The organism is Pseudomonas sp. FH1 (assembly GCF_000510895.2).
Classification (GTDB): Bacteria; Pseudomonadota; Gammaproteobacteria; order Pseudomonadales; family Pseudomonadaceae; genus Aquipseudomonas; species Aquipseudomonas azotoformans_A.
Genome location: NZ_AOHM01000086.1, coordinates 33,898 through 51,677, shown reverse-complemented (window position 1 = coordinate 51,677; position 17,780 = coordinate 33,898). Strand labels below are relative to the sequence as shown.

Annotated in this window: 20 protein-coding genes; 6 read left to right on the top strand and 14 right to left on the bottom strand. The window is 61.9% G+C overall.

The genetic code is table 11. The annotated features are described in order from the left end of the window. Window positions 1-39: 39 nt before the first annotated feature. A complete protein-coding gene (locus tag H096_RS23150; RefSeq protein WP_033901663.1) occupies window positions 40-666 on the top strand; it encodes a PAS domain-containing protein in 627 nt (208 codons plus the stop codon). Here H096_RS23150 and H096_RS23145 read toward each other — a convergent pair. Beyond that, window positions 654-1,034, bottom strand: coding sequence for a RidA family protein (locus tag H096_RS23145; protein ID WP_033901660.1), 381 nt, complete (start codon window positions 1,032-1,034; stop codon window positions 654-656). The genes H096_RS23150 and H096_RS23145 overlap by 13 nt on opposite strands. Next, window positions 1,031-1,996 carry a threo-3-hydroxy-L-aspartate ammonia-lyase gene (locus tag H096_RS23140; protein WP_033901659.1) on the bottom strand — a complete coding sequence of 322 codons (966 nt, stop codon included), beginning with the start codon at window positions 1,994-1,996 and terminating at the stop codon, window positions 1,031-1,033. The genes H096_RS23145 and H096_RS23140 overlap by 4 nt, the downstream gene beginning before the upstream one ends. Before the next feature lie 115 nt (window positions 1,997-2,111). Between H096_RS23140 and H096_RS23135 the strand changes: the two genes are divergently transcribed. Next, window positions 2,112-2,726: an LpxA family transferase gene (locus H096_RS23135; protein ID WP_033901658.1), complete on the top strand. Its 615-nt coding sequence runs from the start codon at window positions 2,112-2,114 to the stop codon at window positions 2,724-2,726. Here H096_RS23135 and H096_RS23130 read toward each other — a convergent pair. The 9 genes from H096_RS23130 to H096_RS23090 form a co-directional block, all read right to left on the bottom strand. Then, the gene (locus H096_RS23130) at window positions 2,723-4,045 is read right to left on the bottom strand and encodes a carbohydrate porin (protein ID WP_033901656.1); all 1,323 of its coding nucleotides are present in this window, start codon (window positions 4,043-4,045) and stop codon (window positions 2,723-2,725) included. The genes H096_RS23135 and H096_RS23130 overlap by 4 nt on opposite strands. Before the next feature lie 186 nt (window positions 4,046-4,231). Continuing rightward, complete coding sequence (locus H096_RS23125; RefSeq protein WP_033901654.1) at window positions 4,232-5,002, bottom strand: SDR family NAD(P)-dependent oxidoreductase; 771 nt, start codon at window positions 5,000-5,002, stop codon at window positions 4,232-4,234. Between the two features lie 27 nt (window positions 5,003-5,029). Further along, window positions 5,030-6,088: an L-rhamnose/proton symporter RhaT gene (gene rhaT / locus H096_RS23120; RefSeq protein WP_033901653.1), complete on the bottom strand. Its 1,059-nt coding sequence runs from the start codon at window positions 6,086-6,088 to the stop codon at window positions 5,030-5,032. Between the two features lie 40 nt (window positions 6,089-6,128). After that, window positions 6,129-6,449, bottom strand: coding sequence for an L-rhamnose mutarotase (gene rhaM, locus H096_RS23115; protein WP_191983021.1), 321 nt, complete (start codon window positions 6,447-6,449; stop codon window positions 6,129-6,131). After that, entirely contained in the window at window positions 6,449-7,324 is an 876-nt protein-coding gene (locus tag H096_RS23110; protein ID WP_033901652.1) for an amidohydrolase family protein, read from the bottom strand. Before H096_RS23110 ends, rhaM begins: the two co-directional genes overlap by 1 nt. A gap of 70 nt (window positions 7,325-7,394) precedes the next feature. Further along, window positions 7,395-8,828 (bottom strand): aldehyde dehydrogenase, encoded by a 1,434-nt coding sequence (gene aldA, locus H096_RS23105; protein WP_033901650.1) that lies wholly within the window; start codon window positions 8,826-8,828, stop codon window positions 7,395-7,397. Between the two features lie 11 nt (window positions 8,829-8,839). Beyond that, a complete protein-coding gene (locus H096_RS23100; RefSeq protein ID WP_033901649.1) occupies window positions 8,840-9,640 on the bottom strand; it encodes an HpcH/HpaI aldolase/citrate lyase family protein in 801 nt (266 codons plus the stop codon). A gap of 10 nt (window positions 9,641-9,650) precedes the next feature. After that, entirely contained in the window at window positions 9,651-10,835 is a 1,185-nt protein-coding gene (gene rhmD, locus H096_RS23095; RefSeq protein ID WP_033901648.1) for an L-rhamnonate dehydratase, read from the bottom strand. Window positions 10,836-10,851: 16 nt separating this feature from the next. Next, on the bottom strand, window positions 10,852-12,147 hold the full coding sequence (locus tag H096_RS23090; RefSeq protein ID WP_033901647.1) for an MFS transporter: 1,296 nt from the start codon (window positions 12,145-12,147) through the stop codon (window positions 10,852-10,854). Between the two features lie 116 nt (window positions 12,148-12,263). On the opposite strand from H096_RS23090, the gene H096_RS23085 reads away from it, so the two are divergent. From H096_RS23085 to H096_RS23075, 3 genes are all read left to right on the top strand, one after another. Beyond that, window positions 12,264-13,205 carry a LysR family transcriptional regulator gene (locus tag H096_RS23085; RefSeq protein ID WP_033901646.1) on the top strand — a complete coding sequence of 314 codons (942 nt, stop codon included), beginning with the start codon at window positions 12,264-12,266 and terminating at the stop codon, window positions 13,203-13,205. Between the two features lie 91 nt (window positions 13,206-13,296). Continuing rightward, on the top strand, window positions 13,297-13,815 hold the full coding sequence (locus tag H096_RS23080) for a sigma-70 family RNA polymerase sigma factor (protein ID WP_033901645.1): 519 nt from the start codon (window positions 13,297-13,299) through the stop codon (window positions 13,813-13,815). Further along, complete coding sequence (locus tag H096_RS23075; RefSeq protein ID WP_033901644.1) at window positions 13,812-14,729, top strand: FecR domain-containing protein; 918 nt, start codon at window positions 13,812-13,814, stop codon at window positions 14,727-14,729. Before H096_RS23080 ends, H096_RS23075 begins: the two co-directional genes overlap by 4 nt. On the opposite strand, the gene H096_RS23070 is transcribed toward H096_RS23075, so the two are convergent. The 3 genes from H096_RS23070 to H096_RS23060 are packed head-to-tail and all read right to left on the bottom strand — an operon-like array spanning window position 14,726 to window position 17,227. Further along, a complete protein-coding gene (locus tag H096_RS23070; protein WP_033901643.1) occupies window positions 14,726-15,442 on the bottom strand; it encodes an ABC transporter ATP-binding protein in 717 nt (238 codons plus the stop codon). The genes H096_RS23075 and H096_RS23070 overlap by 4 nt on opposite strands. After that, window positions 15,439-16,260, bottom strand: coding sequence for an ABC transporter permease (locus H096_RS23065; protein ID WP_033901642.1), 822 nt, complete (start codon window positions 16,258-16,260; stop codon window positions 15,439-15,441). The genes H096_RS23070 and H096_RS23065 overlap by 4 nt, the downstream gene beginning before the upstream one ends. 10 nt (window positions 16,261-16,270) lie before the next feature. Further along, window positions 16,271-17,227 (bottom strand): aliphatic sulfonate ABC transporter substrate-binding protein, encoded by a 957-nt coding sequence (locus tag H096_RS23060; RefSeq protein WP_033901641.1) that lies wholly within the window; start codon window positions 17,225-17,227, stop codon window positions 16,271-16,273. Window positions 17,228-17,545: 318 nt separating this feature from the next. Here H096_RS23060 and H096_RS23055 point away from each other — a divergent pair, with 318 nt between their 5' ends. Continuing rightward, window positions 17,546-17,761 carry a TOBE domain-containing protein gene (locus H096_RS23055; RefSeq protein ID WP_003173733.1) on the top strand — a complete coding sequence of 72 codons (216 nt, stop codon included), beginning with the start codon at window positions 17,546-17,548 and terminating at the stop codon, window positions 17,759-17,761. Window positions 17,762-17,780: the final 19 nt, after the last annotated feature.

The window sequence follows — 17,780 nt, the reverse complement described above, 5'->3', positions numbered from 1 at the left end:
AAATTGACGCCCTGTCCAGGACTGGATATGTTGTCTTGCATGAAAAACACCTCTCCCAACGATACTCACCTGATCAGCCAGCTCGAACAGATTGCCGAAGGCTTGAGCAAGACCTTCAGCCCGTTCTGCGAAGTGGTGCTGCACGACTTGCGCGACCCGCAGCACTCGATCCTGGCCATCCATAACAACCTGTCCGGTCGCGCACCGGGAGACCCGACCACCGAGTTGGGCCTGGCGCGGATTGCCGACCCGGACTACCCGCAAGTCATCGCCAATTACCAGAACCAGTTCAGCGACGGTCGCCAGGTCAAGAGCACCTCGATTGGCATCAAGGGCGTGGGTGGCGAGTACGTCGCGGCCTTGTGCATGAACGTCGATCTCTCATTGTTCCGTGGCCTGCAAGGCATGCTGGAGCAGTTCGGCTCGGTCAGCGGCGACAAGCTCATCGAGTCCCTGGACCCTTCCGGTGCCGACGTCATCCGTGCGCGTATCGACCAGTTCGCCGCCCGCCTGGCCACCACCCCGCGTGCGTTGAAGACGGCGGACCGGCGTGTGCTGATGCAGGAACTCAAAGACTCGGGCTGTCTGGATATTCGCCGGGCCATGGAAACCGTGGCTTCCCACTTGGGCGTGTCGCGCGCGGCGGTCTACACCTACGCCAAGTAGCGCGCCACGGCTTCAATCTCCACCAGATACCCGTGATGCAACTCGGGTACCGGTACCACCGCGCGGGCAGGGCGGTGGTCGCCCAGCGCGGCGGCGTACACGCTATCGAATGCAGGCCAGTGTTCGACGCCGGCCACATAGACCGTGACCTTCACCAAATCCTCTGGCGTAGCGTCGGCGGCTTTCAAAATCTCCAGCAGATTGTTCAGGGTTATCCGGGCCTGTTCGGCAAATGCCGCCGACAGGTTGTGCTGTCCATCCGGACTGACCGGCAATTGCCCTGAGATGTACAACGTGTCGCCGTGGCGGATGGCCTGCGAGTAATGGCCGGCGGGCTTGGCGGCGTTGGGCGTCTGGATGATCTTCATGAGGCCTCGCTGAGCAGCGCGGCATACTTCTGGATATCGACGTTGCCACCCGTGACGATAATCCCCACGCGTTGGCCCTTGAACCGGTCACCTTCGTTGAGCAATGCCGCCAACCCCAGGCAGCCGGTAGGCTCCACCACCAGTTTCATGCGCTGCATGAAGAACTTCATCGCCCCCACCAACTCGGCATCCGACACGGTGAGGATGTCGTTCACCTGGTCGCGGATGATCGGGAAGGTGTAGTCGCCCAAGTGTTGAGTCTGCGCACCATCGGCAATGGTAGCCGGTGTGTCGATATGCACGATGCTGCCGCTGCGAAACGAGCGTTGGCCGTCATTGCCGGCTTCGGGCTCGACGCCATACAGCAGGCAGTCGGGCGCCAGGGCGCGGGTACTCAGTGCGGTGCCCGAAAGCATTCCGCCGCCACCGAGGCCGACGAACAACGCATCCAGCCGGCCGGTGGTCTCCAGCAGTTCCTTGGCGGCGGTGCCTTGCCCGGAAAGGATGTGCGGATGGTCATAGGGCGGGATCAGGGTCAGGCCGTGTTCGGTGGCCAGGTTACGGCCGATCTGTTCACGGTCTTCGGTGAAACGGTCATACAGCACCACGCGTGCGCCATAGTCGCGGGTGGCCGCGACCTTGGCGGCCGGCGCATCGGTGGGCATCACGATGGTCGCCGGTATGCCCAGCAGCTGCGCTGCCAGGGCAATGCCTTGGGCGTGGTTGCCGGAGGAAAACGCCACCACACCGGCCTTGCGCTGCTGATCATCGAAGCGCGACAACGCGTTAAAAGCACCGCGAAACTTGAACGAGCCAGCCCTTTGCAGGTTTTCACACTTGATGAACACCTGGGCACCGGTCAGCGCATCGAGGGTGCGTGAGGTGAATACCGGCGTGTGGTGGGCGAAGCCTTCCAAACGTTGGGCGGCGGCGATGACGTCTTGGTAAGTCGGCAAATGCATGGGGAACGGACCTCAGTGGCTTGTCTAGATAAAATATCCACAACAAGACAAATAGTAAAGGTTCGTGTGTGCATGTTAGCGTTTCGGGCTTCTCTGACCGTTAGAGGATTAAACGTTGATCCGACTTACCGATTACATCGCCCCGATCTCTCAATCCTGCCTTGCGCCGTGGGCCGACCTGGCGCCTTGGGCACTGGTCACACAGGCGCCGGCCATCGTTCGCCAATTGTTGGCCGAACTGCCAGCCGACGAGTACGTCATCCAGGATGAAATCGCCATTCACCGTACCGCTACGGTCGAGGCGGGTGCCTTGCTCAAGCCGCCACTGATCATCGGTGCCCACTGTTTTATCGCCAGCGGCTCACTGCTGCGTGGCGGTTGCTGGTTGGATGAACACTGCATCATCGGTCCCGGCGCCGAGTTGAAGACGTCCTTCGTGTTCAGCGGCAGCAAGCTGGCGCACTTCAACTTTGTCGGTGATTCGGTGCTGGGGCAGGGGGTCAACCTGGAAGCGGGGAGCATCGTCGCCAACTACCGCAATGAGCGCGATGACAAAGAAGTGTTGGTACGAGTGGACGGGGCACTGCAACGCACCGGTTGCGACAAGTTTGGTGCGCTGCTCGGTGACCAGTGCCGGATCGGCGCCAATGCGGTATTGGCGCCAGGTGCGCTACTCAAGCCTGCCAGCGTGGTGGGGCGCGGGCAGGTGTTTGATGCAGAGAAAGACTAGAAGTCGGCAATAAACTGCACGCCGCCGACCACCGCACCGGTGGTTTGCGTCAGCCCGCCGGGATACTTCACGTACTGCAGGTTGGGCCGCACCATCAGCCACTTAGTCGCCTGCACGCCGTAGTTGATCTCGTAGCTGTATTCGCGGCGCTGCTCGGGCACGTACAGCGGGTCATCAGTGGCGGTTACGCCATTGGCGGCGTTGAGCATCTGCGTGTTACGGGTGTAGCGGTCGCTGACCTGCAGTTTCGACGCGCCAATACCAAAAGTGTCGTCTGGGCGTGAATCGAACGGGCCTCGGTAGATCAGGCCGACCTGAATCAGGTTTTTAATCACGCTCTTGTCCGGGTCATTCATCGTCAGGTTGGCGAATACGTTGAGCCCGCGCTTGTTGTTGCCGTCGACCGTGGTCAACTGCTGCTGGCCCGACAGCCACCAGCCGTCGTTGCTGGAATACATCCGATAGGGCTTTTGCGAGCTGGCGGCAAAGTTGCCGTCGGCGTCCTTGAGCATGTCCTTGGTGTCCGCGTTGGCATAGTAGTAACCCAGGTGGTATTCGGAGTTCAGCCCAGCTACCCGGCCCTTCCAGATGGCTTCGATGGGAAAACTGGTGCCTTGGGAGCCGCTGATGAAGGGTTTGAAGCCATTGCTGGCTTCGGCGTTGCCGGGGTTCTTGTCGTAGGCTCCGACCTGTACCGCAAACTCGTCGGAGAACTGGTACTTGGCGCGCACTGCCCACTGACTGATGGGGAAGCTGTTCCACACGCCATTCCAGTTGCCTTCCTGGGAACCGCACAGGGTCACGTTCTGGAATTCGCAGGGGAACTGATCGAAGTCTTCGCCATGGCCGAAGCGCCCCAGTTTCAAGGCGAATTTGCGCTCGAAGAATTTCTGCTCGTACCAGAACTGCGAGAGCCGCCAGGCATTGCCACCGCCGAACACTTCCATGGTGGAGGTCAGTCCAGTGGCGTTGGGCTGGTGCACGCGGTCGTTGGTGATGTCCTTGCCATGACGCTCGCCGATGCCGATGCGCAAGGTAGCGTCTTGCCAACCGAGCAGTTTTTGCAGGTCCATGTTCACACCGAGAATCAACTGGTCGCTCCAGCGTGCCGTGGTATGCGAGTTGTAGCCACCGCCGAGGTTGGAACCGACCTCGCCGACGTACTTGAGGGTGAAGTCATAGCCTTGCTCGGCCAGTTGCGGGCGCAGGCCGTTCCAGTCGCCGAGCATGGCGGGGGAGTTTGGGTCCAGTAAACCCGCGCTGAGGGCGCAGGTGGACATGGCGCTGCAGAGCAGGGCCAGGGGTAGGGTGATGCGCATGGAAAAGCTCCTTGGATTGTTGTTTTTATTGGGGTGGAACTCGAACTTCAGGCACACAGAGGCCCCTGTGGGAGCGGGCTTGCTCGCGAAAGCGGTGGTTCAGGCGTGAATCCTGTGACTGACACACTGCATTCGCGAGCAAGCCCGCTCCCACAGTGGAACTGTGGTGGTTGGAAGAGCGGGGTGTTACTGGAGGTTTACGTACAACCCGCCATCCACCAGCAACGACGCGCCGGTTACGTAGCGCGCCATGTCCGAGGCCAGGAATACGATGGGCCCGGCCACATCATCCGGCTCACCCAGGCGACCCAACGGCGTGCGTGAGGTCATGTAGGCGAGTTTTTCCTCATCGGCCAGGTCGTCCTTGTTGATGTCGGTGGCGATGGTGCCCGGCAGTACCGAGTTGCAGCGAATGCCGTACGGCCCCAGGGCAATTGCGCAGGATTGCATCAACGAATGCAGGCCGGCCTTGGTGGGTGTGTAATGGGTCTGCATGCCGCCGCCGACCAGGGCGCTGATGGAGCTGACGGCGATAATCGCGCCGCCGCGACCCTGGTTTTTCATCTGGTTGGCCGCTGCCTGTACGGCGAAGTAGGCGCCATTGAGGTTGGTGTTGACGGTTTTCAGGTAGACCTCGCGGGGCATGTCGAGGAACGAGTGGAACGGGCAGATGCCGGCGTTGTTGACGAACACATCGACGCTGCCGAAGGCTTTTACTGCGCCGGCCACCAGTTTGTCGCCGGTGTCCGGGTCGGCGGCGTCGCCGCCCACTTCAATGGCTATACCGCCGAACGCCTTTATCTCTTCGATCAACGAGTGCGCTGCCTCGGTGCCTTGGCCGCTGCCGCTATGGCCGATCACCACGCGGGCACCCTGGCGCGCACATTCACGGGCGGCGGCGCGGCCGATGCCACGGGAGGCGCCGGTGATGATCACGGTTTTGTCTGCAAGCAACATAAAACTCTCCTTCAAAAATAAGCGGCATCAGCCGAGATAATTGCCGTAGCCGACCATGGCGATCGCACCGAGGATCACCGCGATACCCGCCACCAGCACGCCTTTGTTGGCCGCACTGGTGCCGTGCCATTCGCGGAAATACAGGCCCCAGCAGTTGGACACGATGATGATGAACGACATGTGCAGTACCCAGGAGCTGGCGTCGTTCTGCAGGCGGCTTTCGCCCATGCCGTAGAAGAAAAACTGCAGAAACCACAGGGTGCCGGCAATCGCCACCAACAGATAGTTGCCCAGCAGCGGGGTGCTGCGGTCGGTGTAGTTATGGAAGGTGCGGTTGCGCCAATTCAGCCACAGGCACCAAATACCGTTGGTGGTGAGGCCGCCCCACATGATCACCATGAAGGTCACGTTGTTCTGGAACAGGCTGTTGGTACCGTGCTCTACAGCAGCGGCGGCCAGCGGTCGTCCGGCGGAAATGCCGTAGCTGAAACACGCACTCAGTACGCCGGAAATCACCGCCACCAGCATGCCCTTGCCCAGGGAGAATTCGCTGACACTGGCGAACTTCACCGCCTGGGACACTTCCCTTTCCTTGATCAGCCCGGCCTTGCCGCACACTGCAATACCGACCAGCGATACGGCCACGCCCCACAAAACCCAGTGCCCGCCTTGCGAGGCCAGCATCGCGGTCAGCGTACCTTCGGTTTCTGTAGTGAAGAGGTCGCGGTACAGCGCCGGCATCAATGCGCCGAGGGCCGAGGTGAGGCCCATGATCAGCGACATGCCCAGGGACAAGCCGAGGTAGCGCATGGTCAGGCCAAATGTCAGCCCGCCGATGCCCCACAACACGCCGAACAGGTAGGTCCAGAGCAGGGTGCTGGTGTCTGCGTTGCGCAGGATTTCCACCCAACCGGGCACCGTCAGTTGCGCCGCGATCAGCGGCACGATCAGCCAGGACACCAGGCCGCCGGTGATCCAGTAACTTTCCCAGGCCCAGCCGCGGACCTTCTTGTAGGGGATGTAGAAACTGCCGGAAGCGAAGCCGCCGATAAAGTGCAGAATCACACCAAGGAGAATGATTTCCACGTAGTCGAATCCTTTTTATTGTTGTTGTGCGTCGGTTGGATCAGGGGCGCGTCAGTTGGAACATGGGCAGCAGGTCAACACTGATCGGCGAGGCGTCTGCGTGGCTGGGCATGATGTCCTGCATGTAGGCCCACCAGCGCTGCATCAGTGCTGTACCGGGCAGCTCGTCCAGGCCGTGGACGTCTTCGTGGGTCAGCACGGCGAACAGCGCATTGCCCGGTTCATCGAAGAAAATCCGGTAATCCACCACACCCGCATCGAGCAGCGCCTGGGCCAGTTCGGGCCAGATGTCGTCGTGGCGCTTGCGGTATTCATCGGCCTGGCCGAGGTTGAGGTTCATGCGAAAGGCACGGGTCTGCATCACGGCGCTCCATGGTTGGGCGTGTAGATACGCACCGCGTTGTGCAGGAAGAATTTGGCTTGTACCGCCTCGGGTTTACCGGCCACGCAGCGCTTGACCAGGCCCAACGTGGCGGCGAAATCCGCCAGGTGATCGCTGTTGGGCCAGTCACTGCCGAAGAAGCAGCGGTCTTCGCCGAAGGCTTCCCACAACACCGCCAAGCGATCGTTGTAGAACGCCGTGTCGGTGATCAAGCCTTGAGGGCCGAGCTGGGGAATCTCCGCCAGTTTGGCGAACACATTCGGGCGTTCGGCCAGGCGCAGGAGGTCGGCGTGATAGGCCGCCTCTTCGCCTGATGGCACCTGGGCGTTGGGCAGGTGGTCGATGATGATGCGCAGCTCGGGCAGCCTATCGCTCAACTGCAACAGACCTTTGACAAGACGCGGATTCGGATTGGCGCTGTCCAGGCCACGGCCGCTGGCGGCGAGTTGGCGCAGGCCGTCGATAAAGCCAGGGCGCGCCTGGTCTTGCAGCAGGTCGCGATCCCACAGGTTGCCGTAGCGCAGGCCGAGAAACAGCGGCTCATTGGTCAACGCGTCGAGGTCGTTGGCGAAGTCGGCGTGCAGCGGGTCGAGGTTGCCGACAAAGCCGAGCATGCGCGGTTCGATGCGCAGAGTGTCGAGCAGCCAGCGGTTATCGTCGCGCCACGGGCTGGCTTCCACGGCAATCGCGCCGACCACATTGTGCGGCGCGGCCAGGGCCCAGTAATCCGCCGGCAGGTGCGCGGCGTACAGCCGGTTACCGGGTTCAGGCCATGGAATGCCCTCGGGGCGACGAGGGTCGAACAGGTGCAAATGGCTGTCGATGATCGGGCCGCTGTAGGAAGTCAGGGGCATGACGCAGTCCTTATCAAAAGCAAATTCGGAGGGGCCAGCACGCTAGCGCGCCCGGCCCCGATTAACCAGCTCAGCTCTGCAGGTAAACCGCGTGGGTGTGGGTGTATTCGTACAGGCCGTGCTTGCCGTCGGCACCTCCAATGCCGGATTTGCGCACGCCGGCATGGAAGCCCTGCATGGCCTCGAAGTTCTCACGGTTGACGTAGGTTTCACCAAAGTCGATTTCGCGCACCGCGTGCATGGCCTTGCCCAGGTCGCGCGTGTAGATCGACGACGTCAGGCCGTAGTCGCAATCGTTGGCCAGGGCGATGGCTTCGTCGAGGTCGTCGACGATCTGGATGGGCAGCACCGGACCGAAGATCTCTTCGCGCATGATCTCCATGTCGGCGCGGCATCCAGCCAAGACCGTCGGCTGGAAGTGAAAACCCGCACCCAAGTCGGCAATCTGCCCGCCGCTGACCAACGTTGCGCCCTGGCTCAGGGCGGTGCGTACTTTGCGGTTGACGCTGTCCAGGCCCTGGCGGTTGATCAGCGGGCCCATTTCTACGTCGGCCTGGGCGATAGGGTCGCCATAGCGGGTGGCGGACATGGCTGCGCTGATGCGTTCGATAAACTGGTCGGCAACCTTGCGCTCCACGTACACCCGCTCGGCGCAGTTGCACACCTGGCCGGTGTTGATGATGCGCGAGTCGCGGATGGCTTTGACCGCCAGCTCCAGGTCGGCATCTGCCAGTACGATGGCCGGTGCCTTGCCGCCCAGTTCCAGGTTGAGCTTGGTGATGTTCGGTGCGGCGGCCGTCATGATCCGCGAGCCGGTCGCCACGCTGCCGGTGAAGCTGATCATGTCGACGCCTGTGTGCGCCGTGAGCGCGCCGCCGACCCGGCCGTCACCGCAGACCACGTTGAACACCCCGGCGGGTAGGTCGGTTTCGGCGACGAGCTTGGCGAACTCGAAGCAGTTGTTCGGGGTTTCTTCGCTGGGCTTGATCACGATGGTGTTGCCGGTGAGCAGCGCCGGCGCCATTTTGCGCGCGATCAGGAAGAACGGAAAATTCCACGGCAGGATGCCGGCCACCACGCCCAACGGCTTGCGGAACAGGAAGATGTTTTCATTGGGACGGTCGCTGGTGATGATCTCGCCTTCGATGCGTCGTGCCCACTCGGCCATGTAGTCGAGATAGTCGGCGGTGAAATTCACTTCCACCTCCGCCAAACCACTGACTTTGCCTTGCTCCAGGGTGATGGTGCGCGCCAGGTGCGCCACGTTCTCGCGCAGCTTGGCGGCGATGCGGCGCAGGTGCCCGGCACGTTCGATGGCGGGTTTGCGCGCCCAGGTCTTTTGCGCCTGGCGTGCCGCGGCCAGGGCCTGGTCGACCTCGGCGGCGGTGGACGCCGGCACCTTCGACAGCAAGGCGCCGGTGGCCGGGTTGAGCACGTCAATGTGCGCTTCGCTGGAGCTGAAGCGGCCATTGATGAAATTCTGGTAAACGGGAACGGATGACATGGGCAGGTTCCTCAATAAGTACGCGAAGGCGCTTTCGTTTCGGCGGCAGGGCGATAGCGGGCAAGGGTGGCCAGGGCACTCTGGCGCAGGAGGCTGATGTCGATGGCCACCGCGATAAAGCGGCAACCCCAGGCCTGATAGCGGCGTGCATCGTCTTCGTTGGGCGCCAGGATGCCGCTGATCTTGCCGGCGGCGAGGGTGGCGTCGATGGCGTGCTTGATGCGCTCCTGGACCTCGGAGTGGCCGGGGTTGCCGGCGTGACCCAGGTCGATGGACAGGTCGGCGGGGCCGATGAACACGGCGTCAACGCCTTCTACGGCGGCAATCGCGGCGACGTTTTCCACGCCAAGGCGCGACTCCACCTGCACGATCAGGCACAGCTCCTCATGGGCGGTGTTCAGGTAGTTGTCCACGCCGTCCCAGCGCGTAGCGCGGGTCAGACCGCCGCCGACGCCACGGATGCCGTGGGGCGGGTAACGCATGGCACGCACCAGGGCCTGGGCCTGTTCGGCGGTTTCGACCATGGGGATCATCAAGGTCTGGGCGCCGATATCGAGCAGTTGCTTGATCAGGCTGGCGTCACTGTTGACGGCGCGCACCACGGGCGCGGTGCTGTACGGCGCGACCGTCTGCAACTGGTTGAGGACGCTGGGAACCGTGTTGGGAGCATGTTCACCGTCGATCAGCATCCAGTCGTATCCGAGGCTGGCGACGATCTCGGCAGCGTAGCCGGAGGCGAAACCGGCCCAGATGCCGTATTGGGTGGCGTCCTTGGCGAGGGCGGCCTTGAAGCCATTGCGGGGCATGTTCATGGCGGGTTCCTCAGCGGTTGTAGGGACGGTGCAGTTGGCAGTCCGGGTTCAGGTCAACGCCAAAGCCCGGCTTGTCCAGCGCCGACAAGCGCATGCGGCCATTTACCGGCACCGGTTCGCCCAACAATTGCGGGTGGAACATCGGCACCACTTCATCCGCTTTGGGCGCCATCATCAGGAACTCGGCGAATGGGCTGTTATGGCGGGTGGCGACAAAGTGATAGCTGTACACCGACGAACCGTGGGGCACGACCATTGCGTTATGCGCATCGGCCAACGCCGAGATTTTCACCAGTTCGGTGAGGCCGCCGCACCAACCGACGTCGGGCTGGATGATGTCGCAGCAGCCCATCTCCAGCAGCATGCGGAAACCCCAGCGGGTGGCTTCATGTTCACCGGTGGTCACCAACATGCCTTTGGGCACATTGTTGCGCAGGGCGGCATAGCCCCAATAATCGTCTGGGGACAACGCTTCTTCGATCCACTTCAGGCCATGCTCATGGGCGCCGATCGCCAGCTTGGTGGCGTAGTTCAAATCCAGGCTCATCCAGCAATCGAGCATCAGCCAGAAGTCAGGGCCGACCCGTTCACGCATGGTCGCCAGCGCTTCGAGGTTCTTGCGCAGGCCTTCTTCGCCTTCGCTGGGGCCGTGGTGCAGGGGCATTTTGCCGCCGATAAAACCCATTTTCTGCGCGAGATCCGGGCGCGCGCCGGTGGCGTAGAACTGCAACTCATCCCGCACCGCGCCGCCGAGCAGTTGGTGCACGGGTTCCTGGCGGATTTTGCCGAGCAGGTCCCACAACGCCAGGTCGACGCCGGAAATCGTGTTGATCACCAGGCCCTTACGCCCGTAATACAGGGTGGACTGGTACATCTGGTCCCAGATTTTTTCGATGTCGGTGACGCGGGCGCCTTCGATAAAGCGCGCCAGGTGTTTCTCGACAATGTAAGCCGCCGGTTCACCGCCAGTGGTCACAGCGAAACCGACGGTGCCGTCGCTGGCTTCGATCTCCACCACCAGGGTGCCGAGCACGTTGATGCCAAAGCTGCGACGGCTCTGGCGGTACTCGGGGTACTTGCTCATCGGCGTGGAAATGTGGTCGTCGATCCAATGCCCATCGGCCTGGTCGTGGTAATCGGCGCCGCCGCCTCGCAGTACAAAGGCGCGGACGTGTTTGATGGTGAGATGACCCATGATGTGACTCCTGGCGTTAAACAGTGGCCGGCGTTTTCGACGCGGTGCGGCCGGGTGAATGGATGCCCAGCACCAGCAATGCAGCCAGTACCGTGGTGGCGGACAGCAGGTACAGGCCGGCTGCCGGGGAATTGAAGGCGCCTTCGGCCCAGTGCTTGATGACCGGTGCGATGAAGCCACCGAGGGCGCCGAAGGAATTGATCAGTGCAATGCCGGCTGCGGCAGCGCTGCCGGCCAGGTAGCTGGAGGGGAAAGTCCAGAACACCGGTTGCACCGCGATGAACCCCGAGGCGGCAAAGCACAGCGCGAGCATGCCCAGCAGCGGGTTGGCGAAGGTCACCGAGCAGGCAATGCCCGCTGCAGCCATCAGCAGGGTCAGGCAGGCGGTCTGGCGACGCAGGCCGGTACGGTCGCTGTAGCTGGGAATCCACCAGGCCGCAAACAGTGCGCAGAGCCAGGGAATGGCCGAGACCAGCCCGACCATCAAGCCGACCTTGGTGCCGAGCAGATCGCCCACTTGGGTCGGCAGGTAAAACACCACGCCGTAGACGCTGGCCTGGATCAGCAGGTACACCAGGCACAAGTACAACACCGCGGGTTGGCACAGCACGGTGAGCAGGCTGCGACCGTGGGAGGTTTTGTGCTGGTCTTCGCTGTCCAGCAGGCTTTGGATCTGCTGGCGTTCAGCGCAGGTCAGCCACTGGGCATCGGCGGGGCGATTGTCGAGGTACCAATAGGCCCAAATGCCTACTGCGGTCGCCATCAGGCCTTCCACCGCGAACAGCCACTGCCAGCCGTGTATGCCGCCAAACCCATCCATTTCCAGCAGCAAACCGGACAACGGGCTACCGAAGATGAAGGCCAGCGGCGCACCGAAATAGAAGAAACCCATGGCCTTGCCGCGCACGGCCTGGGGGAACCAGTAGGTAAGGTAAAGAATGACGCCGGGGAAAAATCCGGCTTCGGCCACACCGAGTAAAAAGCGCAGCACGTAGAAGCTGGTTTCGTTGTGGGCAAACACCATGGCCGCCGAAATCAGGCCCCAGCTGACCATGATGCGGCACATCCACAGACGGGCGCCGACGCGGTGCAGGATCAGGTTGCTCGGCACTTCGAGCAGCGCGTAGCCGACAAAAAACACGCCGGCGCCAAACGCAAAGGCAGCGTCGCTTAAACCGGTGTCGGCCTGGAAAGCTTGTTTGGCGAACCCGACGTTGGCGCGGTCGAGAAAGGCCATGATGTACATCAACAGCAGGAAGGGCAGCAGTCGCCAAGAAATCTTGGCGAGCAGGGGCGCGGGGAGGGTTTTCATAGTGGCGTCCGATGTTTTGTTCTTATGGGACGGACTGTACGGCGGCCGAGCAATACGCTACAAATCGAATCTCGCTTACAAGTGATAACCTCAGGGTATCGATAACAAGGATAAAAATGCGCAGTCCCGCGATCTCTCCCAGCCTGTTCAACCGCCTGCGCTACAAGCACCTGCATATGCTCGTTGCGCTGAGCTCCAGCCAAAACCTGCACCGTGCGTCACAGGCGCTGAACATGTCGCAGCCTGCCGCCACGCGCATGCTGCGCGAAATCGAGGACATGTTTGCCTGTGATCTCTTCGAGCGTCTGCCTAGGGGCATGCGCCCTACAGCGCTCGGGCAGGAGTTGATCCGTTTTGCCGAATCCGCGCTGAGCGGTTTGGACCGGTGTGCCGAAGACTTGATGGCACGACAGCAGGGCGGTTACGGCTACCTGTCGATTGGCACCATCATGGGGGCGGCGCCGGACTTGGTGATGGATTCCATCGCGCAGATCAAATCGCTGAACCCGCAACTGCGTATCCGCATCATGGGCGACACCAGCGACCAGGTGATCCAGTTGCTTGAACAGGGACGCATCGACCTGGCTATCTCGCGCCGTAATGCCGCCACCGACAACGAGCACTACAGCTTCGAACCCCTGGGCAACGAACGCTTGCTGGTGGTTGTGCACGCGGGCCACCCCTTGGCCCAGCGTGAGCAGTTGATGCTGGATGAACTGGTGCGCGACTGGCCGTGGATCCTGCAACCGCAAACCAGCCCGGCGCGCATCGGCTTCGACCAGGCGCTGCAGGATCTAGCGCTGCCCAGCCCGGCGGACATCATCGAATGCAGCTCGGTTTACTCCATGCAGCAGTTGATCCAGCTGACCGACGCGGTGATGGTGCTGTCCGAAAGTGCACTGCGTGATTACCTGAAAATGGGCCTGGTGGTGGCGCTGCCGGTGGCCCTCGACGTGCGACTGGCGCCGTTTGGCATGTTGTTGCGCAAGGGCGAAGTGGTGAGCCGCGAGCTGGGGTTGTTTATCGACTTGTTGCAACAGAAGGCCGCGATGCTTTGAACGCGATGTGTAAAGGGCATGGTGCGTCGGCACGATATTAAATAGAATGAATCTCATTTGAGACTCACTCGCGCCGCGCAGGTCGCTTGCCATGAATGATGCTGTTGTTCCGACCCTCGCCCCTGAACTGACGCTGTCGAGCCTGTACCGTGACCACCGCAGTTGGCTGGAAAGCTGGCTGCGCCGGCGCCTGGGCAATGCCTGGGATGCGGCTGACCTGAGCCAGGATACGTTCTTGCGGGTGCTCGCCAGCGCCCAGCCGATTGCGCAGATGCAGGAGCCGCGTGCCTATCTGGTCACCGTCGGCAAGCGCCTGTTGGTGAATTTTCATCAGCGGCGCAGCCTTGAACAGGCCTATCTGAAGGCCTTGGCGAGCCTCCCCGAAACCTGCGTGCCGTCGCCCGAACAGCGTTGGCTGGTGCTGGAAACCCTGCAAGCCCTGGATGAATTGCTCGATGGTTTGCCGGTGCTGGTCCGCCGAGCCTTCCTGTGGAGCCAATTGGAAGGCTTGGGCTACCGAGAGATCGCCGAGCGCCTGGACGTGTCGGAACGCACCGTAAAACGCTACATGGCCCAGGCCTACGAACACTGCCTGCTGGTGGACCTGTGAGCCGCGACGTCGCCCGCGCCGCCGCGCAATGGTTGGCGCTGCTGGAGTCCGGTGCGGCCACCGAGCGTGATCACGCCGCGTTGCAGCATTGGCGTGACAGCCACCCCCAGCATGAACAGACCTGGCAAAAAGCCCAGACCCTGCGCCAGCGTTTCAGCGACTTGCCCCAGGCCTTGGCGATGGCCAGCCTCGACCGTCCACAACCGGGACGCCGTGCCGTGCTCAAGCGTGCGCTGGGGATCGCTGCACTGGTGCCGACCGCGTGGTTGATCAGCCGCCAATTGCCCATCGAGACCTGGCGTGCCGACTTGCATACTGCGACCGGCGAGCGCAAACGCATGTCCTTGGCCGATGGCGGCAGCTTGCAGCTCAATACCGCGACGGCGGTGGACATAGACCTGACGCAGCAGCGCATCAACCTGGTGGAAGGCGAGCTGGCGTTGAATGTGCCAGGCACGACGGCGATGACCGTGCATACACGCTACGGCGAGCTGCGGGTCAGCCAGGCTGAGGTGTGTGTGCGGCAGCTGGCCGCAGGTTGCCTGGTGTCGGTGCTCAAGGGTTCGGTCCAGGTGCGCGATTTGAACGGGCAGATGGCGACCTTGCAAGGTGGGCAGCAAGCGCCGCTCAAAGCCAGCGGCCTAGGGACCTGGGTGCCTTTCGATGTGCTGCAACTCGGCTGGCGCGATGGTGTGCTGACCGCGCAGAACCAGACGCTGGGTGACTTCTTGAGGGAGCTGGAGCGTTATCGGCCGGGTGTGTTGCGCTGGGAGCCGAGCCTGGATTCGTTGCGGGTTACCGGCAGCTTCCGCCTGGACGACACCGACCGCATCCTCAACCTGCTGGCCTCAAGTCTGGGGCTGGAGGTGCAGGCGCGGACGCGGTATTGGGTGACCTTGCGCAAGGTCGTCTAAATCACGTGGGCCCGTTGCAGCTCAGTCAAGGATTGCGCCTTGAGCTGCGCCAACAACGGATCACGCCGGTCACGCGGGTGCGGCAGATTCACCGCCAATTCCTGGCGAATGCTGCTCGGTCGGTTGTCCATCACCAGCACCCGGTCACTCAGGTACAGCGCCTCGTCCACATCATGGGTCACCAGCAACAAGGCGATGGCATGGTGTTCGGCCAATTGCAGCAGTAGGTCCTGCAGCTTCATGCGGGTAAAGGCATCCACTGCACTGAACGGCTCATCCAGCAGCAACACCTGCGGCCGTGAATACAACCCCCGCGCAATGGCCACCCGCTGCGCCATGCCGCCGGACAATGCCTTGGGCAGTGCCTGGGCAAAGCCCTTGAGGCCGACTTCCTCGATCAACTGCGTGATCCAGGCCTTGTCGTAGTGGCTGTCATCGCTGAAACCGATGTTCTGTTCCACCGTGAGCCAGGGCATCAGCCGTGGCTCCTGGAACACAAAGGCCACTTCGCCATCGGGGCTGTGCAGTTCACCCTGGAAGTCCGTTTCCAGGCCGGCGACGATGCGCAGCAAGGTGCTTTTGCCGCAGCCGCTGGGGCCGAGCAGGCTCACGGCTTCCCGTGGTTGCAGCACCAAACGCACGTCTTTCAACACGGTGGTGCTGGCAAAGCTTTTACGCGCGACATGAATATCCAACAGCGGTTGCGCGCTCATTGCCCGGCTCCCTGGAAGGTATCGCGCCAGGCCAGGCAACGCGTTTCCAGCGCCGCGAGCAGGCCATCGCTGACTTTGCCCAACAGCGCCAACACGATAATCGCCGCCAGCACGATATCCGGCCGCGAAGTCTCCCGCCCATCACTGAGCAGGTAACCCAAGCCCTTGGTCGCCGCGATCAGCTCGGCTGCCACCAGAAACATCCACGCCAGGCTCAAGCCACTGCGCAACCCGGTGAACAGGCCGGGCAGGGCGGCGGGCAGCAGGATCCGACGCACCAGCCGCCACCGGCTGAAACCGTACATCTGCCCGACTTCCACCAGCTTGCGGTCGATATCGCGGATGGCAGCGACACCATTGAGGTACACCGGGAAAAACGCGCCAATCGCGATCAGCACGATCTTCGAGGTTTCGTCGATGCCCAGCCACAGCAGCAACAGCGGCACCCAGGCCAGGCTCGGGATCGAACGCAGCCCGGCAAACGTCGGTTCCAGGTAGGCTTCGGCCTCGCGGCTCAAACCGACCCAGGCGGCAAACACCAGGGCCAGGCTGGCGCCAATGGCAAAGCCCAACAGTACCCGGCCGAGGCTGGCGCTGATGTGTTTCCACAATGCGCCTTCGGCCAGGTCGGTGAGGGTCACGGCGATTTCGCTGGGTGCCGGCATCTGGTACGACGGCAGCCAACCCACGCGCACCACCACCTCCAGCACCAGCAGGATCAGCACCGGCAACACCAGGCCCTTGAGCCGCCTTGGCCAGGCACTGCGGTTGATCACCACCGGTGCGGCAAGGGGCAATGCTTGGGTTTTGCTGGTCATCACGGGCTCCTTAATGGCCGAACGAGGTGTCGATCAACTGGTCGATCACCTGGTCCACGTTCACGCCTTTGCGCACCAGTTCTTCCGACACCAGGATCGGGGCGGCCGCCTTGGACGCCACCACGTCCTTGCTGCTCAGGAACGGCGTGCTCAAATCGGTGCGCGAGAGTTGCAGCTTGGCCACTTCCAGCGGCAGGCCGGACTCGTCGGCCAGCAGCTTGGCGAATTCATCCGGGTGCTTCACCGCCCAATCCCGCGCCTTTTCATAGGCACCGAGCACTTTGGTGATGGTCTGCGGATGCGCCTTGGCGAACTTCTCGGTGACGCTGACCACGCCGTAGCTGTTGAAGTCTTTATTGCGGTAGAGCAGGCGCGAACCGGCCTGGATTTCACTGGCGGCCATGTGCGGGTCGAGACCGGCCCAGGCGTCCACGTCACCTTTTTCCAGCGCAGTGCGGCCGTCCGGATGTTGCAGGTGCACCAGTTCCACGTCGTCCTTTTTCAGCCCGGCCTGTTGCAGGCTGCGTAGGGTGAACAAGTACGGGTCGGTGCCCTTGGTGGCGGCGATTTTCTTGCCCTTGAGGTCGGTGACGGTCTTGAACGGTGAGTCCTTGCGCACCACCAGTGCGGTCCATTCAGCGCGGCTGTACACGTACACCGATTTGATCGGGCTGCCGTTGGCGCGGCTCAGCACCGCCGACAAGCTGGCGGATGACGCAAAGTCCACGCCGCCACTGTTGAGGTATTCCAGGGAACGGTTGCTGCCCTGGCTCAACACCCAGCCCACTTTGGAGTTTGGCAAGGCTTGTTCCAGCCAGCCGAAATGCTTGAGCACCAGGCTGACGGGCGAGTAATAGGCGTAGTCGAGGTTGACTTCGGCGGGATCGGTGTCGGCGGCGTGGGCCAGGGGTTGCAGGCACAGCGCGAGGGCGCAGGCGCCGAATAGGCGTTGGGTGAAGGCTTTCATGGAACAGCTCCGGCAAGGCGTTGAGAGAAGGTTTTTCTTATATTCAGAAAATTTGGTTTGCATGTTCCATCATGCTTTATAGGAATATGCAGTCTCTGTGCCATGTACTTTGGAGGCGTGTTTCCAGGGTTCAGGAGGCATTAAACTGTGTTGGGAAAGGGCAGATTGTTGAAGTACTGTTGGCTGGGCAACAGCTCTCATATATCTGTATCGAATAAATAAAGAGTTATATATTCCTTTTAATGTTCGGGGCGATGGCGCATTTTGAAGGCCTGCGCATTCGTGCGGATTGACCCAACAGCCAAAAGGAAAGCCGACATGACCATTAAAGCGATCAACGTGCGCAACCAGTTCAAGGGCGTGATCAAGGAAATCCTGCTGGGGGAAGTGGTGTCGGAAATCGACGTGCAGACCGCGTCCGGCATTGTCACTTCGGTGATCACCACCCGTTCGGTGCGTGACCTGGAATTGAAGGTGGGCAGTGAGGTGATTGCGTTTGTGAAGTCCACCGAAGTGTCCATTGCCAAGTTATAAATGACTGCCCCCGCACTCA

What these genes read in the sequence shown, in the direction of transcription:
- H096_RS23150 (WP_033901663.1), top strand. Translation starts at nt 40, where the DNA reads ATGAAAAACACCTCTCCCAACGATACTCACCTGATCAGCCAGCTCGAA.
- H096_RS23145 (WP_033901660.1), bottom strand. Translation starts at nt 1,034, where the DNA reads ATGAAGATCATCCAGACGCCCAACGCCGCCAAGCCCGCCGGCCATTAC.
- H096_RS23140 (WP_033901659.1), bottom strand. Translation starts at nt 1,996, where the DNA reads ATGCATTTGCCGACTTACCAAGACGTCATCGCCGCCGCCCAACGTTTG.
- H096_RS23130 (WP_033901656.1), bottom strand. Translation starts at nt 4,045, where the DNA reads ATGCGCATCACCCTACCCCTGGCCCTGCTCTGCAGCGCCATGTCCACC.
- H096_RS23125 (WP_033901654.1), bottom strand. Translation starts at nt 5,002, where the DNA reads ATGTTGCTTGCAGACAAAACCGTGATCATCACCGGCGCCTCCCGTGGC.
- rhaM (WP_191983021.1), bottom strand. Translation starts at nt 6,449, where the DNA reads ATGCAGACCCGTGCCTTTCGCATGAACCTCAACCTCGGCCAGGCCGAT.
- H096_RS23110 (WP_033901652.1), bottom strand. Translation starts at nt 7,324, where the DNA reads ATGCCCCTGACTTCCTACAGCGGCCCGATCATCGACAGCCATTTGCAC.
- aldA (WP_033901650.1), bottom strand. Translation starts at nt 8,828, where the DNA reads ATGTCATCCGTTCCCGTTTACCAGAATTTCATCAATGGCCGCTTCAGC.
- H096_RS23100 (WP_033901649.1), bottom strand. Translation starts at nt 9,640, where the DNA reads ATGAACATGCCCCGCAATGGCTTCAAGGCCGCCCTCGCCAAGGACGCC.
- rhmD (WP_033901648.1), bottom strand. Translation starts at nt 10,835, where the DNA reads ATGGGTCATCTCACCATCAAACACGTCCGCGCCTTTGTACTGCGAGGC.
- H096_RS23090 (WP_033901647.1), bottom strand. Translation starts at nt 12,147, where the DNA reads ATGAAAACCCTCCCCGCGCCCCTGCTCGCCAAGATTTCTTGGCGACTG.
- H096_RS23085 (WP_033901646.1), top strand. Translation starts at nt 12,264, where the DNA reads ATGCGCAGTCCCGCGATCTCTCCCAGCCTGTTCAACCGCCTGCGCTAC.
- H096_RS23080 (WP_033901645.1), top strand. Translation starts at nt 13,297, where the DNA reads ATGAATGATGCTGTTGTTCCGACCCTCGCCCCTGAACTGACGCTGTCG.
- H096_RS23070 (WP_033901643.1), bottom strand. Translation starts at nt 15,442, where the DNA reads ATGAGCGCGCAACCGCTGTTGGATATTCATGTCGCGCGTAAAAGCTTT.
- H096_RS23065 (WP_033901642.1), bottom strand. Translation starts at nt 16,260, where the DNA reads ATGACCAGCAAAACCCAAGCATTGCCCCTTGCCGCACCGGTGGTGATC.
- H096_RS23060 (WP_033901641.1), bottom strand. Translation starts at nt 17,227, where the DNA reads ATGAAAGCCTTCACCCAACGCCTATTCGGCGCCTGCGCCCTCGCGCTG.
- H096_RS23055 (WP_003173733.1), top strand. Translation starts at nt 17,546, where the DNA reads ATGACCATTAAAGCGATCAACGTGCGCAACCAGTTCAAGGGCGTGATC.